The 15903-nt window shown below is 58.8% G+C and carries 11 protein-coding genes and 3 pseudogenes; 7 read left to right on the forward strand and 7 right to left on the reverse strand.

What is annotated here, in order from left to right:
* Positions 1 to 1141 precede the first annotated feature (1141 nt).
* The 5 genes and pseudogenes from FSO04_RS42535 to FSO04_RS42555 form a co-directional block, all read right to left on the reverse strand.
* Positions 1142 to 2551 (reverse strand): aminotransferase-like domain-containing protein, encoded by a 1410-nt coding sequence (locus FSO04_RS42535; RefSeq protein ID WP_154567358.1) that lies wholly within the window; start codon positions 2549 to 2551, stop codon positions 1142 to 1144.
* An 80-nt stretch (positions 2552 to 2631) separates the two neighbouring features.
* The gene (locus FSO04_RS42540; protein ID WP_166618373.1) at positions 2632 to 3144 is read right to left on the reverse strand and encodes an EAL domain-containing protein; all 513 of its coding nucleotides are present in this window, start codon (positions 3142 to 3144) and stop codon (positions 2632 to 2634) included.
* Between the two features lie 19 nt (positions 3145 to 3163).
* Positions 3164 to 4147 (reverse strand): annotated as a pseudogene (locus FSO04_RS48930) (EAL domain-containing protein); the annotation flags it as partial.
* Positions 4148 to 4218: 71 nt separating this feature from the next.
* Complete coding sequence (locus FSO04_RS42550) at positions 4219 to 4962, reverse strand: EAL domain-containing protein (RefSeq protein ID WP_199203110.1); 744 nt, start codon at positions 4960 to 4962, stop codon at positions 4219 to 4221.
* Between the two features lie 113 nt (positions 4963 to 5075).
* Positions 5076 to 5285, reverse strand: a complete 210-nt coding sequence (locus FSO04_RS42555) for a hypothetical protein (protein WP_154567352.1) — start codon at positions 5283 to 5285, stop codon at positions 5076 to 5078.
* An 832-nt stretch (positions 5286 to 6117) separates the two neighbouring features.
* On the opposite strand from FSO04_RS42555, the gene FSO04_RS42560 reads away from it, so the two are divergent.
* Together FSO04_RS42560 and FSO04_RS42565 are read left to right on the forward strand one after the other, a co-directional pair.
* A complete protein-coding gene (locus FSO04_RS42560) occupies positions 6118 to 6906 on the forward strand; it encodes a transposase (protein WP_233465330.1) in 789 nt (262 codons plus the stop codon).
* A 516-nt stretch (positions 6907 to 7422) separates the two neighbouring features.
* On the forward strand, positions 7423 to 8151 hold the full coding sequence (locus FSO04_RS42565; protein WP_166618375.1) for a helix-turn-helix transcriptional regulator: 729 nt from the start codon (positions 7423 to 7425) through the stop codon (positions 8149 to 8151).
* Between the two features lie 87 nt (positions 8152 to 8238).
* On the opposite strand, the gene FSO04_RS42570 is transcribed toward FSO04_RS42565, so the two are convergent.
* Positions 8239 to 9444: an MFS transporter gene (locus FSO04_RS42570; RefSeq protein ID WP_154567354.1), complete on the reverse strand. Its 1206-nt coding sequence runs from the start codon at positions 9442 to 9444 to the stop codon at positions 8239 to 8241.
* Positions 9445 to 9678: 234 nt separating this feature from the next.
* Here FSO04_RS42570 and istA point away from each other — a divergent pair.
* From istA to FSO04_RS42595, 5 genes and pseudogenes are all read left to right on the forward strand, one after another.
* Positions 9679 to 11201: pseudogene (gene istA / locus FSO04_RS42575) on the forward strand (IS21 family transposase).
* 8 nt (positions 11202 to 11209) lie between these two features.
* The gene (istB, locus tag FSO04_RS42580; RefSeq protein ID WP_154567355.1) at positions 11210 to 12079 is read left to right on the forward strand and encodes an IS21-like element helper ATPase IstB; all 870 of its coding nucleotides are present in this window, start codon (positions 11210 to 11212) and stop codon (positions 12077 to 12079) included.
* A 326-nt stretch (positions 12080 to 12405) separates the two neighbouring features.
* Entirely contained in the window at positions 12406 to 12984 is a 579-nt protein-coding gene (locus FSO04_RS42585; RefSeq protein WP_325063556.1) for an AraC family transcriptional regulator, read from the forward strand.
* Between the two features lie 623 nt (positions 12985 to 13607).
* Positions 13608 to 14201 (forward strand): acyl-homoserine-lactone synthase, encoded by a 594-nt coding sequence (locus tag FSO04_RS42590; RefSeq protein ID WP_154567356.1) that lies wholly within the window; start codon positions 13608 to 13610, stop codon positions 14199 to 14201.
* A 995-nt stretch (positions 14202 to 15196) separates the two neighbouring features.
* The gene (locus tag FSO04_RS42595) at positions 15197 to 15448 is read left to right on the forward strand and encodes a hypothetical protein (protein ID WP_154567357.1); all 252 of its coding nucleotides are present in this window, start codon (positions 15197 to 15199) and stop codon (positions 15446 to 15448) included.
* A gap of 323 nt (positions 15449 to 15771) precedes the next feature.
* Here the strand turns inward: FSO04_RS42595 and FSO04_RS49115 are convergent.
* A pseudogene (locus tag FSO04_RS49115) lies at positions 15772 to 15903 on the reverse strand (glycine zipper 2TM domain-containing protein); the annotation flags it as partial.

The raw sequence follows: 15903 nt of genomic DNA on the forward strand, positions 1-15903 counted from the left end.
GGCGGCTTGCGAAAGTCCGCTGATGCGCCAGCCGAAGTGTGAGTTGCGGAAAAGTTGAAAGTCGCCGGGGGCCGGGCGCTCCGCGCCCGGCAAACCACGAAAGAAGAGAAGAAAGAAAGCGAAACGACAACAATCCGGCGGGTAACATTCCTTCGTGAGGCAACACGACCGGACGAAATCATTGTCGCCCCCCACCCTCCGGCACAGGCGTCTTCGGACCCATCCGCACCTCGTCGAAAAATGCAGGATTCTTGCGTTAATGTGCCAGGTTCCTGCAAATCTCACAACACCATTTCGGCCTTAAAGTGTTGGAGTTCAGATTCGCTGCTAGCCAGTGTTCATAGCGGCGCTAGCATGATCATTAACAACGCTAGCGTGTCTTGCACACGCCTGACAATTCATTTCGAACATCGCGCTGGCCCTTGAAGTAAAAACACCGCTTTCCTTTAAGCGGGCGCTTCGCACAGTTGGGGCGTCGCGGAACGCTACCACGCGTACCGATTGGAATAGGCCTTCATACAAGCATTAAAGTTTGTTCCTGAATCAATCCGCGAAAAACAGGTGCTGCTCCTGACGACATGTGCCACTCCCCTCGATACCGACTGCCGATTGGAGCAAGAATCTTTCGAATCACACCCGCCATGAGATTCGATATCCCGAACCGCCGAAGCCGCGCTCTCAGAGTTACTGAACAAGTTTCATCACGATTGTTGTACCATCGCAACAGGCATCGAATCGCGGCGATTGCGAAACTATCCCTTACGCAGCAAGGCATTCGACGTCTTAGCCGCTAGCATTCCCGTGAACACGGCTAGCGGCAATTGTGGACAGCTACATCCGATATTGCGAGTGGGCGGTGCTAACAGAGACTATTCGCGCGGTTCCCAAGGTCCCTAAACGTCCGCGGTACCGGGCAACACCAATAGGTTCAACGTGCCGTATCGCTCCATGGCAATCTTCATCTCTCGCAACCGCATGTCTGTATGGGGGCCTGGGAAACCAAATGTTCGCTGGTGAAATTACGTCATCGAGCTCGCGGGGCACGCTGTCGTTGGCCGCGAGCGAGAACGACCGGGTACCGAAACAAGCCGTTGGCAAACATGAGCGTCATTCAAGCTGAGGTTCGCGTAGCCGACAAGCGTCAGCAGAGGGAATGCGCCAGCGACCCGACCGTTTCCACACCTCGCTCGATCTCGTGTGTCCAAGGGTGACCGTAGTTCAAGCGGATACAATTCCTATACCCACCACTCCCCGAAAAGATCGGGCCGGGTGCAATGCTGATGCCCTGCTTACGCGACAGCTCAAACAGGCGCACCGAATCGACCTGTACAGGTAACTCCAACCAGAGAAAATACCCTCCCTTCGGGCGTGAAACGTGCGTTCCAGACGGAAAGAATCTCTCAATGGCATCCACCATGTTGTCTTGCTGGGCGGCAAGATTCTGCCGGAATTGGCGCAGATGGCGATCATAGCTGCGAGACTGGAGATAATCGGCGATTGCTAATTGCGCAGGCACGGAGGTTGATATGTTGGTCATCGACTTCGCCCGCGCGATCTGCTGCGTGAAGCGTCCCGCCGCGACCCAGCCGACGCGGTAGCCGGGTGCGAGGCTCTTTGAGAAGGAGCCGCAATGGAGCACCAGTCCCTTCCGATCAAATGACTTAGCCGGCCGCACAGGCGACGCCCCGAAATATAGTTCAGCGTATACATCATCTTCGATCAGCGGCACGTCATGAGCAGCTAGCAGCGCAACCAGCGCTTCCTTGGTCGTGTCCGGCATGGAGGCGCCGGTAGGGTTCTGAAAAGACGTCATGAACCAGCACGCGCGGATTGGATGCCGTTTAAGTGCATCGGCAAGCAGTGAAACGTCGAGTCCGTCACTCGGATGCATAGGTATCTCAACGGCCTTGAGGCGCATTCTGTCGAGTGCCTGAAGCGCCCCGTAGAACGTGGGTGTCCGGATTGCGACGACATCGCCAGGGCTGGTTATAGTCTGCAAACAAAGCGATAGCGCTTCCAGTGCTCCGCCCGTCACGACAACTTCATCTGTCGGAACCGCCATCCCCGCAGCCATATAGCGACGGCCGATTTGACGACGTAAACCTTCGTTACCTGAAGACAGTTCTGTGAACGCTGCCTCAGCGCCCATTGTCCGCGCGATCGACGCGAGTGAGCGATCCAACTGATTCGATGGGAACATCGCTGGACTCGGAAACGCGGCGCCAAGCGGCACAATACCGGATGCGTTGGACGAACTGAGCACGTGAAATAAGAGATCGTCTGTCTCAGGCGTAAGGGCAACCTCGGTCGTTCTCACAAACGACGATCCAGGCAATATCTGACCCGCTTGCACCGAGACGAAATGCCCTGCACGCGGGCGCGTCTCAATCAGCCCCTGAAATTCCAGCGAACGATATGCGTGAGCGACGGTCGCCGGACTTACGCCATACGCCTTGGTCGCCTGACGCACAGACGGGAGACGCATCCCCGGGGCAAGATCTCCGCGCCGAATTAGCCCTGCGATTTCCACCGCCAGTTGCTTGTACCGCATGGTTCGAATACCTTCGAAGTCTTGATTGGCTAGCGCCGACGCAATGAACCACCTCATTCGTCATCTCGCGCTCTCTGAATTCACCCCGCAAGACGTGATGGTCCACCGCTCTCGAGGAATGCCTCTAGGCGGACAACGGTCAGCGCGCGACTGTAGAAAAAACTTTGTCCAAGATCGGTTCTAGACGTGCGGAGCGCTTGGTGGTGAGCTGCGCTTTCTACTCCGTCGGCCACGAGCATGGCGCCTACGTCGCGAGCGACTTCGGCCATCGTCGCAAGGCGTGACACGCGCTCGGCGCTGTCAAGAGTGAGCACTTGCCTGTCCATCTTGATCAGCTCGAAATTGAACGTCCTGAGCAAGCGGAAGTTGAGCGTAGCCAAACCGGCACCGGCGAGCGCAAATCGGACGCCGTCTTTCCTCAAGGTTTCCAACGATTCCAGCACCCGTGGCGTGGCGCCCGCGCAATCGTTCTCCGTTACTTCCAGAAACAGACGGGACAATATTCCCTTGGCCGAATCCTGCACGTCTGACACGAAGTTGTCGGCGGTCATGTGAGTGGCGGAGACTTTCACTTCGATATGCGGATTTTGCAACGCCCGATGCTGCGAAATCGCTGGCTGCAGTAGCAAGCATGAATCGAGTCAGAGGGCCAATTACTTTGGTCTGTTCGAGACGACTCATGTAATGCGCTGGCCCGCGCAGACCAAATGCAGGGTTGTCCCATCGAAGCAGCGCTTCGATGCCAGCGCACTTGCCCGCGCGGATACGGATCACTGGCTGGTACTCGAGGCGAAACTCTCCGCGCTTCAATCCTCGTCGAGCTGCGCGAGCAAATCTTGCATCCGGCGTAAATCGCCATCTGTAGAGCGCCCGACCTCCAAGGGCTAGCAGACAAAGAAGTCCCAGACCGAGCAACACGAAGACGCCGAAACGCACGGTCAAGGGATCTAAAGAGGGTGTACTGGTCGCTCGCAACGACGGCTCGGAGGCGAATATCTCCCTGTGCTGCACAAACACGCCCCGCTCAACACACGCGCGACCCTCTCCGCACTCGACCGGCATGCGCAACTTTGCCGCCGAGGGGGCAGCATCCGCAACGGCTGCGAAAACCGGCGCCGGGGCTGACGCGCTCATGCTAAACGGCATGCTGGTCTGAGCGACGATAGAAGGGCCCACTGCTAGGGGCACGTCACGCATAACACTTGTGTCGGCCATCCTGACAAGCGCACCGACGCCAATATCCAACGAGGTGAGCACTGAAATGCAATGCAGTTGGCGAACGTCTGCCTGTCCTATCGGGGCGGCGACCGGGCCCGCCAGCGTTGCGGGTGCCGGCAGCATGACGGGAAGCGCGCAGATGGTGCCGAATTGCAGACGCGCAACCTGCTTCGGAACAGTCATATCCGACAATCCTTGCGCAATGGCCGCGATCCGACGCCCCACGTCATCGATTGCACTACCTGAGCTCATGCTCCCATGCGCGGGAGGTTCCAATGCGGCGAGTAGAAAAAGCATGACAGACAGTAATTTTGTCATGCGGAAAGATGGTTTACTAGCGGGTCTCACGCCGTTACGCTGCTGGCTTCCGGCAATCATTCTTCCTTTATATGCGTGCGATGCGCTTGGCTTTGTCGGGCGTCTCGCCGCTGCGTTCCCCACTGTGAACTTCAGAGCAGGCGGGCCGCGATAGCAAGCCGCACGGGCCGAGCGAGAAGATATCCCTGCGCAGTTGTGATGCCCAGCGCCTTCAATACGTTGATCTCGTTGGCGGTCTCGACACCCTCCGCGACAATCTGGCTGCCAGTCTCCTTGGCAAACGAGACCATCGCCGACACGAGCGCGCGTCTGCTGGAATTGGTATCGATGCTTCGAATCAAGCTCGAATCGAGCTTGATCAACTCGGGATGAAGACTGATGATGTGTCGCATGTTGGGGAAGCCCGCACCCACATCATCCACAGCAATCCGGACTGAACGGCGTCGCAGCGGTTCGAGCGCCCGGATCAGTTTGTTGTAGTCGGGGACGCGGGTATGTTCCGTGATTTCCAGGACAATGCGATCGGTCTCCATGTCAGCGAGCACATTCTCAAGGCCACCACTCAAGATTGTTTCCGTGGATGCATTGACCGCTAGAAAAAAATCCGGAACGGCCGGCAACCCCTCAAGTGCCTTGCGAATTGCCTTGAGCTCCAGCGGCACGGCCATGCCAACCTCGACGGCATCGGCAAACCACTGGCTTGGTGTACGGGTCGTCGTGGCCGAGAACCTCGACAGGCACTCCAAGCCCACGATGCGACGGGGTTCCAGCCAGTAGATTGGCTGGTAAACGATGGAAGGCTCGTCTCCTTTCAGCGCACCCTGTATGCGAGCCATCTTCTCTTCAAGTCCTCGAACAATTGTGGCGTTTTGCACTCTTACACCCGGCGAATCAGATGGAGCCCTCGATAACGACGGGACTCGGGGCTTTATAGAAAACATTTCGCGTACTGATCTATATGTGATCAGGATGCGAGAACGGGGAACCTTCAGTGCTTCCGTCCGAAGCAAGCTTCAGCAGCTTCAGCGGGGCACAGGCCGGCGAGAAAGTAGTCCTGAATAAGCTTTCCGGTCTTGGCGTCGAGGCGGTACGGCATGCGGATAAAGCCGGCTGCGGCAGCTTCCTCTAACCAAGCGCGCGTCCACGCGTCCAGGTCCCGCACATACTCGGGCGTGAGCTGGTTGAATTTGTCGAGCATAGTGAACTCTGATCGATATAGAATCGTATGGCATCAAGTGGCCCGCAGATCCCCAATTACCTAGCATGCTAGGACACGCTCATCGCCGGACGTTCGCCCTCAGGCGGAAATACCCGCCAAGTCCCCTTATCGTGTCGAAAGAAAAAAATTTCAAGCGAGCCTGTCGGTCGCAACGCCTCGACGCGCACATAGCGTCGCTAATTCGAGCGTGCGCGACTAAATCGGCTTACCCGGGACCGGCACAGCCGGAGTCGGCGCAACCTATTTTTCGACCAGCAAACGCGAAGACTTTTCTCCGCTAGCCCATCGGCTTCTCCTTTAGCGTCGTTCCCGTTGAATTCGGCTGCTCCCTTTTACATGCGCTACGACGACGCTTGTGCCACGGGGAGTTTGGCCCTTGGGACGATTCTTATGGGGCATTGCGACGAAACACCGGCGGCTACCATCGCGCAGACTTTGTATTGCGGACCTTCTAACTCAGGACACTAGGCGGGTACGGCCTTTCTTCTTGACGCGGCTCAACACCTTAAATCTTCACCGATACACAGCGCAACCCTGGCGACATGTCGCGCCACGCGCTTGCGCGGTCTACTTTGCCGGTGAATCGCAAGAAAAAATAGATGCAGATTGCTGCTAGAAAACCGGATCAGCCTAGACGGGGTGATCGTACTTTCCGTGGCAAATCTGGCGGTTTGATCCTGAAAATCCATGTGGATCAACAACTTCCAAAAATCACCGAATGCGAGTAAGTCGCAGAGCGGCCGAGCCCAGCTGCAAGCGGTTCTTCACCCTAATACCGCCAGATTTTGCACGATTCGCACGACTACCCCAATTGACGCTGCACGCCGCGCTTCATCCGGCCGATGGCGCCGAGCGGCAGATGCTGTTCGAAGCGCTGGACGTGCTGCAGCCGCGTACTGATCTGCTGCTGCTCGATCGCGGCTATATCGGCAACGCGATGGTCGCCGCACTCGCGCAACGCGAGATCCCGTTCTGCATGCGCGTCGATGCGCGTAACTGGAAATGCGTCACCGCCTTTGCCCGCAGCGGCGAGGCCGAGCGCGTGGTGAGGCTGGAGGCGCCCGGCGAGCAGGATGCCCACGACTATGAACTGATGCGTACGCCGACTACCGTGCGGCTGATCCGCGACGTCACCCCGAGCGGTCGCGTGCGTGTACTGATGACTTCACTGCTCGACGGCCGGCGTTACCCGGCTGCGTCCTTCGGCGCGCTCTATCATCAGCGCTGGCGGGTCGAGGAAGCGTTCAAGCGCCTCAAGCACCGGCTGCGACTGGAAGCCGTCACGGGGCTGGACTACCTGGCATTGCAGCAGGACTTCGGTGCAAAAATCCTCACTGATAACCTCTGCACACTGCTCAGCGATCTTGATGCGCCGCACGACGAGGAGTGCGCCAGCCGTCCTAACCGGGTGTACGCACTGGGAGCGCTCAAGCCCATCCTCGGCGCGTGCCTTCTGCGCGTCCGGCGCTGTCTGCACAGCCTTGTCGGTGTGCTGGCTGTGATCTACCAGACCCGATGCCGGATACAGCCCTCGCGCTCTTATCCAAGGCCACCCAGAAAAGCCAAGCCCCACTTCCATCTCGCGTACAAACTCGCTTGATGGTCTGGGGGCTTAAGTTGAGAGCATTGCGGTGCGGAGGCGCTACCCTCTCTACTTGTATAGGTTTTAAACGGACGGTTGAACGCACAGCGTGCGCCTGCTAATGTACATCCGCGCATTGGACGGTAGCCGGCAATGGTCTTGTCTGCCGCCGGTTCGCGGAGCGCTGGCGCACTGCCCGAGCGCGCACTGAAATTCTGTAGGTGGTGTGAATGCAAAGCTTGCGGATATTGCCCCAAACCTTTACGTGGGAACTGCCAGTCGGACTGATGCGCCTGCGCACCGCGCCGATGGCCGGCCGCATCTCGATCACGCGATAAAAACGATGACTGTCTCAAGCTGTGCGTCATGCGGCTGGGCAGGCACCCTTGGGGCGCAGCGTTTACTTGCAAAACGATACAGTTGGTAACAACATATCATATGATGATGTTTTGCGATGAACACGCGTCGTGTCTGTCAGCATACGCGCCGTGCGGCGCAGGTGCCGCGGCTGGTCAATCCGGGAATGGGGGTCAAATGTTTTGCGATCTGCTTGAATCTTCCTCCGTTCTATCGGAGGCGCAGGACGAGGCAACGTGGTCCGAAACCCTTGGCGATCTGGGCCGCGAACAAGGGTTTGAATACACTCTGTTTGCGATTTTGCCCCGGCCCGGCTTGCCCTTCGAGGATATCTTTGTAAAAGGCAATTATCCGTGCGAGTGGCGGGAAGTGTATGACCGCGAGAAATACGCACAGGTCGATCCGACCGTCCGACACATATTTTCGGAGTCGAAACCTCTTCTTTGGGACGAATCGCTGTTCCGGAGCGACGGCGAGCGGGCTCTGTACCGCGGGGCCTATCTGCATGGCTTGAAAAGCGGAATCGTACTGCCGATTCATGGCCCGCGACACGAGACCGGGATGCTTTGCCTCGCAACCAGCGATGCCCCAGGCACAGGCGTATGGAACGGTATCAACCGGCGGATGGCGTCGCTCAGCCTGCTTCGCGATACGGCGTTTGAGAGCGCACAGCCGTTTCTCGGCAATCACCTCGAGAGAGTCATCCCCAGACTCACGCGACGCGAGAAAGAGTGCCTGAAATGGATGTCGTGCGGAAAGTCGACATGGGAAATGGCGCGAATCCTGAACTGCTCCGAGGCGACCATCAACTTTCATATCGTCAACATCCGCACCAAGCTGGGAGTTCATTCGCGCTCGGCTGCTTCTTTGAAGGCGGCGCGCATGGGGTTGCTCGACCAGGCGTAACGGGGATCCGGTGGAGCGCCGGCGCGGTTCAGTGCACCGCGTCGGCGCGATGGCTGGTACGAATCCGTCGCCCGATCCGCAGCCCGCTTACGCGTCGGAGGGGGCGTGTGCTTCTCCGATAGTGCGTGAACGCCCGGCCAGGCAGCCGAAGACCACCATGACACTGGCCAGTCCCCTTCCTGCATACAACACAGCGGTCCAGCTTCCGGTGAGGTCGTGCAGTCTGCCGGCGAGCGCTGGGCCGCCGGCGGCCAGCAGGTATCCGACGCATTGCGCCATGCCCGAGAGAGCCGCTGCCTGATGAGCACTGCCGGCCCGCAGGCCCATGAAGATCAGCGCCAGCAACACGGCGCCTCCCGATCCGAGGCCAAAGCAGAACGCCCATAACGTTGCCCATGCGGGAGCGACGCAAAGCCCGACGAGGGCAATACCCATCAGCGCGCCAGTGGCCACGGCAACCCCTTTCTGATCCTTCATGCGGCCGACCACCGGCCCGAGCAGCACCCCCGGAATGGCTGACGCGAGTTGCATCATGCCGTGAAGCGAACCTGCCGCGGAACGGGAGAGTCCAGCCGACGTGAGCATCGAGGGCAGCCACGCAATCAGCACGTAATACAGCAGCGAGTTGATCCCCATGAAGAGAGTCACCTGCCACGCTAACGCGGACCTCCACACTCGTCCGCCATGAGGAGGCGTCGCGGTTCCCTTCGCCGGCACAGTGTGGCTGCTCAGCTGGCTGCTCCAGACCGCGAGGGCGACCAGCGGGAGCAGCAGCGTTGCGCCGAGCGTCGTCTTCCATCCAAACGCATTGCTGAGTGGAACAGCGCTCGCCGAGGCAACCGCGGCGGCTGCGCCCATGGCGATCGCGCACATGCCCGTCATGGTGGCTACCTTCGCAGGAAAGTCGCGCTTGACGAGGCTTGGAAGCAGCACGTTGTCCACGGCTATCCCGCAGCCGATGAGGGTGGTACCCAGAAACAGGCACCACGCGTTTCCGAGTGAGCGCACGGCCACTCCACCTGCAATGAGCAGCAACGCTCCGAACAGCGAGTGCTCGAGGCCGTACTCTTTGGCGAAAATCACGGCGAACGGCGAGATGATGCCGAATGCAAGCAGCGGCAGTGTCGTCAGAAGCCCCGCCTGTGCCGGGGAGAGCGTGAACACGGACTCGAGCGTTTGCAGCACCGGCGCGACATCCGTCACCGGGGCGCGCAGATTGGCGGCGATCAGAAGCAGCCCGACGACAAGCAAGGCTGGTCGGGCAACCGTAAGGGCTGCGTAACGATGATTCATTCGCTGGTTCCCTGGTGTGAATTTCCGGCATATAGGCGCCATTTCGTTTTCGGCGTAATGGCGCCGCCGGATTTCCGGCGTAATGGAGCCACGGCGTTTTCGGCGTAAAGGCGCCAGTAGTTTTTCGGCGTAATGGCGCCACCCAGATGACGAGCAGCGAGGGTTCGAACTTCATTGATCGGCTAGACTCCCGGCCTTTTGCCGGGAGAGGCCGTGGCCAATCGGAGGTTCGAGATGTACCAATACCGACAGATCCTGGTGCGCATGCGCCGAGGCGACTCTGACCGGGATATCGCACGATCGAAGACCATGGGGCGCAAGAAGATTGCGCAGGTGCGGGAGATTGCCGCCAAGAATGGATGGTTGGCGCGTGAAGCGGCCTTACCCGACGAACACGTAATGGCCGCTTTCCTGGATCGCAAAGAGGCACCGCTACCATCGAGTTGCGTCTCAACTTTGGAACCGTGGCGGGATCAGATCACCAAGCGGCGGGCAACCGGAGTTCAATGCACGACGATCCACGCCACGCTCGTTCGCAACCACGGATACGGCGGCAGCTATTCGTGGGTCTATCGTTTCCTTCTGCATATAGACGCATCGCACACGCCCGACGTGCCGCTGCGCCTGGAATTCAAGCCGGCCGAAGCGGCACAGGTTGATTTCGGCGCCGGTCCGATGATGACCGACGCGCTCATCGGCGAGATCCACAAGACATGGTTCTTCGTCATGACCCTGGCCTGGTCGCGCCACCAATATGTTGAGTTTGTCCGAGACCAAACGCTAGCGACCTGGCTGGGATGTCACCGGCGCGCCTTCGAGGCATTTGGTGGTGTGCCGGCTCGGGTCATCATCGACAATTGTAAATGTGCAATCACGCGCGCGTGCTATTACGAGCCCGAGGTGCAGCGCGCATACGGCGAGTGCGCAGAAGGATACGGTTTCAAGATTGATGCTTGTCCGCCAAGGGATCCGCAAAAAAAGGAATCGTGGAATCGGGCGTCAAATTTGTGAAGCGAGGCTTCTTGCCCTTACGCGAGTTTCGTGGCTTGGCTGACGCCAATCGCCAAGTACACGCGTGGGTAATTAACGAAGCCGGCAACCGCATTCACGGTACGACTCGCGAGATGCCGCTCAAGCGCTTCGCGGAAGTCGAACGAAGCCTGCTGATCAGCTTGCCGGACGTGCCGCCGGAGCTCGCAGTATGGGCGAAGGCCAAGGTGCACCGCGACGCTCATGTCCAGTTCGAGCAGAGTTTTTACTCGGTCCCGTATAGGCTGGTCGGCCAGGAACTGTGGCTCAAGGCGACCGACACCATGGTGACGCTGTATCGCGGGCAGGACTCGGTCGCAGCCCACGTCCGTCTTACTCGCGCGGGCGGCCGTCGCACGGTAGACGATCACTTGCCCTCCGCTGCCCAAGCGTGGCAATTGCAGGACACCCAGTGGTGCCTGGCAACTGCTGAGCAGATCGGGCCTGCCTGCTATGCCCTCGTTCAGGCGCTCTTCGGCGACAAAGTCTTAATCAAGATGCGCTCGGTGCAAGGCGTTTTGCGGCTCAAACAGAAATACGGAGCAGTCCGCCTTGAAGCTGCCTGCTCGCGCGCCAACCACTACGGCACGCCGCACTACACGGCAGTTAAAACCATCCTGCAAAAGGGATTGGATCAACTGACGCTGTTAAACGCCTTTGATGCGCTGGCGAGCACCTACACCGAAGGGGGCCGTTTCTGCCGCAACACACAAACCATTCTCCAATAAAGCCGGCCATGCATCCCATTCCTGAACTGACTCCACTGCTTAAACAGCTGCGCTTGTCCGGCATCCTCGATTCGCTGGAAGCGCGAAACCGCGAGGCCATCGATCGCAAGCTTGCCTTCACCGAATTCCTTTCGCTGCTCATTCATGACGAAGTAGCCCGGCGCGATAACAAAAAGCTCAGCCTACGCATGAGACGCGCCAACTTCCGTAGCCAGAAGACCCTCGAAGGATTCGACTTCGACCGGCTACCAGGGCTGAATCGAGCCGCTATCCATGATCTCGCCACGTGCCGATTTATTGACGAGAAGGTGGCGGTCCTGATTGCCGGGCCTTGCGGAACGGGGAAAAGCCATCTTGCGCAAGCCCTCGGACACGCTGCAGCTCGGCAAGGACACGATGTGCTGCTCTCAACACAAAGCCAATTATTAGCAAGCCTGCGCAGCGCGGCAGCCGTGGGCACTTACGACCGTCGTTTCCAGTATCTCGCCAAGCTTCCACTTCTGATCATTGACGACTTTGGTCTAAAGCCGCTGCGTTCGCCAGACGATGAAGACTTCCACGACCTGATCGCCGAGCGTTATGAGCGCGCAGCAACGATTTTAACTTCGAATTTGGACTTTCCCGAATGGGGGGAAGCATTCCCAGGTAACAAGATGATCGGCGCGGCAACACTCGACCGCTTGCGTCATGGCGCTCACAAAATCGTCCTCGACGGCGAGAGCTATCGCGGACAAAACCGGGCGTCGAAACACTCAGAACCGAGCTTGCAAAAGGAGGCAAAATCAAGCAACCTTGATCCCCGTTCGAGCCCTCGAATTGCCCGTTTCCAGTGGCGTCATTACGGCGAAAATGCCCGGCGCCATTACGCCGAAAGGTGACACCTGGTACGTAAGACAGGCCACAAAGGTTAGCGCTGGGCTCGGGACATGAATTTAGCTAACATGGCAGCGAATATCTAAATCCAGTCAATCCGATTAAATGGCGCTTGCGCTCGCAGCCTCACTGGCAAACTTCGACGAAACCGGACTACGTGGTTCCGTGGTCGGTATGCGGGTGAACACTGCGGACCAGCGCAGCGAGGTGCCCGTGCACCGGCACCGCCAGGGACAGTTGGTCGTTGCGTTGAAGGGCGGCGTCACCTGCGAGGTATCCCGCGCCGTATGGATGGTTCCTCCCCGGTGCGCTGTGTGGATCCCCGGGGCAAATGCCGCACAGCGTTCGTGCCACCGCGAATGCGCGCATCTGTTATCTGTTTGTGCAGCCGGGCAGCGTGCAACTACCGGATCAATGCTGCACGCTGTCGATCTCACCCCTCGTACGGGAGCTCATTCTGGACATGGCCGACCACCGTTCGGCTTATGATCCCGATAGCCCGACCGGACGCAAAGCATTCGTGCTTCTCGAAGAACTGACGAAGATGCCGGTGGAATGGCTGTATGTGCCCACGTCGAGTGAGCCGCGGATGAGCAGGATCGCGAAGATGCTCCCCGATAATCCAGCGGACCGGAGGACGCTCGCGGAATGGGGCAAGCTCGTAGCGATGAGCGAACGTTCCGTCGCGCGGCTCGTTCAGCGGGAAACCGGCCTGACGTTCGGCCGTTGGCGCCAGCAACTGCACCTGATCGTAGCGATGAGCCAGCTTGCGGCAGGCCAACCGGTGCAGCGTGTTGCCGGACACCTGGGCTACGAATCCGTTACCGCCTTCATCATGATGTTCAAAAAGGCTGCTGGAACGCCTCCCGCACGCTATTTCGCCGAACTGACTCGTTCGGACGACTCGTAGATCTCCACTGTACCGGTTGCGCACCAGTCATTGCCCAATGCTTTCCATTTCGCCGGTTGCAATTCGGGATTCGCGAATTCGCGATAAATCGCACATCGATTCGGTTTTATTTCAAGCTTCTTCATTTTTAAAACCTGGTCTAACATTGCATACGGTCATTTCCCGATTAAGTTGGTATTACTGATTTATAAGAGGCCATGGAGGCGATGCAGGACCTGCGAAAGAAAGTCGCAGCGATCCGGGCAACGAAGACTGAGCGGCAGCCCGGGTCACGATGAAGCCCTGCGTTGCCGGCGCGAGTCGCCGCAGGGACGGCCGTACGCTGGCCACGCGTCTGGCGCCCGGCCATCTGGCCTACGGATCTACGTTCCACCGGGCACTGAAAGCGTCAGCAAAGGGTCGGCGTCGCGTTCGCGCGCAAGCCCGCAACGACCCACATCCACGGCGCACCGTGCGCGGCAGGTTCACGCGACAACTGCCTTCACAAACGCCAGGCAAAACAAATAATTATCGCGATAAAATGAATGTTATTCAACCGTATCTCCTGATAGTTTTATTAAAATAATAACGATGTATCGTAATTGGCGTTGGGCAACGTTTCAATTTACGAATTGGAGATAAAAATGTTTTCTGGAATCCGGATTGCCTCGCAGCGCGAATTCGATATTTCTGATCTGACCGACATGTACCGCTTTCGAGCCCAGGTTTTTCGCGAGCGAATGGGCTGGGAAGTATCGACAGTCAGCGATATGGAGGTCGATGGCTATGATGGCCTCTTGCCTTATTACATGCTCATTCGCGGTCAGGATTTGCAGGTCAGGGGATGCTGGCGTCTGTTGCCCACGCAAGGGCCGTATATGTTGAAAAATACGTTTCCTGAACTGCTATACGGACAGACCGCGCCTGAGGCACCCGACGTGTGGGAGTTAAGCCGCTTTGCCGTCGCGTCCGGCGGCGTGGAGCAGGGTTTTGGATTCACCAGTTTCGCGATGCAGGCGATACGCGAGATTATCGCGTTCGGCGAACGGCGCGGACTGAGCCGCTATGTGACGGTGACCACGACCGCGGTGGAACGTCTGCTCAGCCGCACAGGCATCGAAATTCACCGTATCGGGCCGCCGATGCGTATCGGCAAGGAAAACACGGTGGCCTTGACGGTCGTGCTGGGCGAGCAGACCCACAACGCGCTCTTCGGAGAGATGGAGATCGCCGCGTAGCGAGCATTTGAATGCGTACGAAATGACGACGGGCCAGGGCGGCAACGAGGCGACGGCAGAGACCCCGATGTTCGTTGATCCGCGGATAGCGTGCGTCTCACGCGCGCGGGCCGGCCAGCCGGACGCCGGGGCTCTTCATGCGCGATGCCGAATTGCAGACCGGCATCGCGCTCGACGCCGAAAGAAGACCGGCTCGATGGCAGGTCGCCACGCGGCATCGGGACGCGCGGGGACTCTGTGCATTTGTTGAAGTTCGTTAATTCCGCCAACCATGTCCACGGAGGCGCTAATGGATGTCCGCTATTTCCGCTAGCGCACCTGTCGACGCTCGGCGCGCACTCACTGTTCGGCACGGACGATGAAGCGCAGTGCGAGAGTGCGGTTTCGGACATCCACCTGCGGAATGTAGAAGACCGCCGAGCAACACCTAAAGTGCCCTACAGTACGCCGCTTTTCGTCTGCGCCCCGAGGCCAGCGGTATCGTATGATCGCAGGAACGACTGTTGATATTTACGCCCGCCGCGGCCTTACCCCTGCTCACCTGTTGCGTAGCTCGACATCCGCATTAGCGGAATCAAAGGACACGTTGAACGCGCTAGCAAAATTGGCGGACACGCAGCTGTTCGCCCGTTGCCGAAACGCAACGGCGGCAAAAACAGACATCCGCCCTTTCAGCCTTATTGGGAGCGGGCAGCGAGCTTCCTTTCGTTAGCGCAAGCTTTGAACATGGCTAGCAGAATTAACGAACATCAACAGTACCTGCGTGAGGGCCGCCGAACAGGTGCCGATATGTGACCGGCTCGTGTACGCCTCGGTCATTGCTGAAGCCCGCCCCCTCGCGGTATCAGGACATCGGGATTTCCAACGCTATGGTCGGTCTTCCTGAATTGATTTTGTCACGGAGCCTGGATACTCTTTCCGCTCGCCCACATCGCGTCTGACGCTAGGCCGGTGCGGTCTGTCTGGTCGAGAGACAACAGAGATGATGGCCAATCATGACGACACAACGCCTAACCGTTAGCGCGGCCGTCGGCACGCTGCACGTCATTGCCATATGGCAAAGTTTGCAGGAGTGCGCAGCTGAAGTTTGCGCATGGACTGCGGATGTTGACGCCCAGTGCGGCGCAGAGTCGCTCACGCTCGAGTTCGCCGACCTTTCCGCCGTGCGCCTTCAAAACGTCGTCGCCACGTTGAACGACTCGATGTTTCCGATGAAGGCGTCGATCACGCACACGCCCGAGGCGTGATCGGCCGTTGGCGGGATTGGTCTTCCAGATGTTTTCAGGACGCTGCCCAGCTTTCGGTATTTCGTGAGGACATGCGGCTGGATGTTTTCGAAAGATTTTCGGGTACGGTACGCTGCGGCGACCTCGGCGCGGCGTGTGTGTTCAGGCGGCCCGCGTGGCCGCCTCTTTTTTATTTCCCTACGCATGAACCAGTGCCGTTTGGCGCCGACGTCGCGAAGGCGGTCCGGAAATACAGGCCGGCGCATGCTGCGTCGGAACTACTGGCCAGCCAGTGAAAAAACTCGGCGAAGCACAGGCTCCGGCCATACCGGCAAGCAGGTCGATCAGGAACGGTCCAGCCGGTTTCCGTCAATCCGCACGCGGTCGCCCGGACGGAGATCGCCGGGTGAGGGCACGTCGAAGGAGCGTGACGATCCGTCATTGAGTTGAACAACGATTCGATACGCGCTCGGGGC

Source organism: Paraburkholderia madseniana, from assembly GCF_009690905.1.
GTDB classification, from domain to species: domain Bacteria; phylum Pseudomonadota; class Gammaproteobacteria; order Burkholderiales; family Burkholderiaceae; genus Paraburkholderia; species Paraburkholderia madseniana.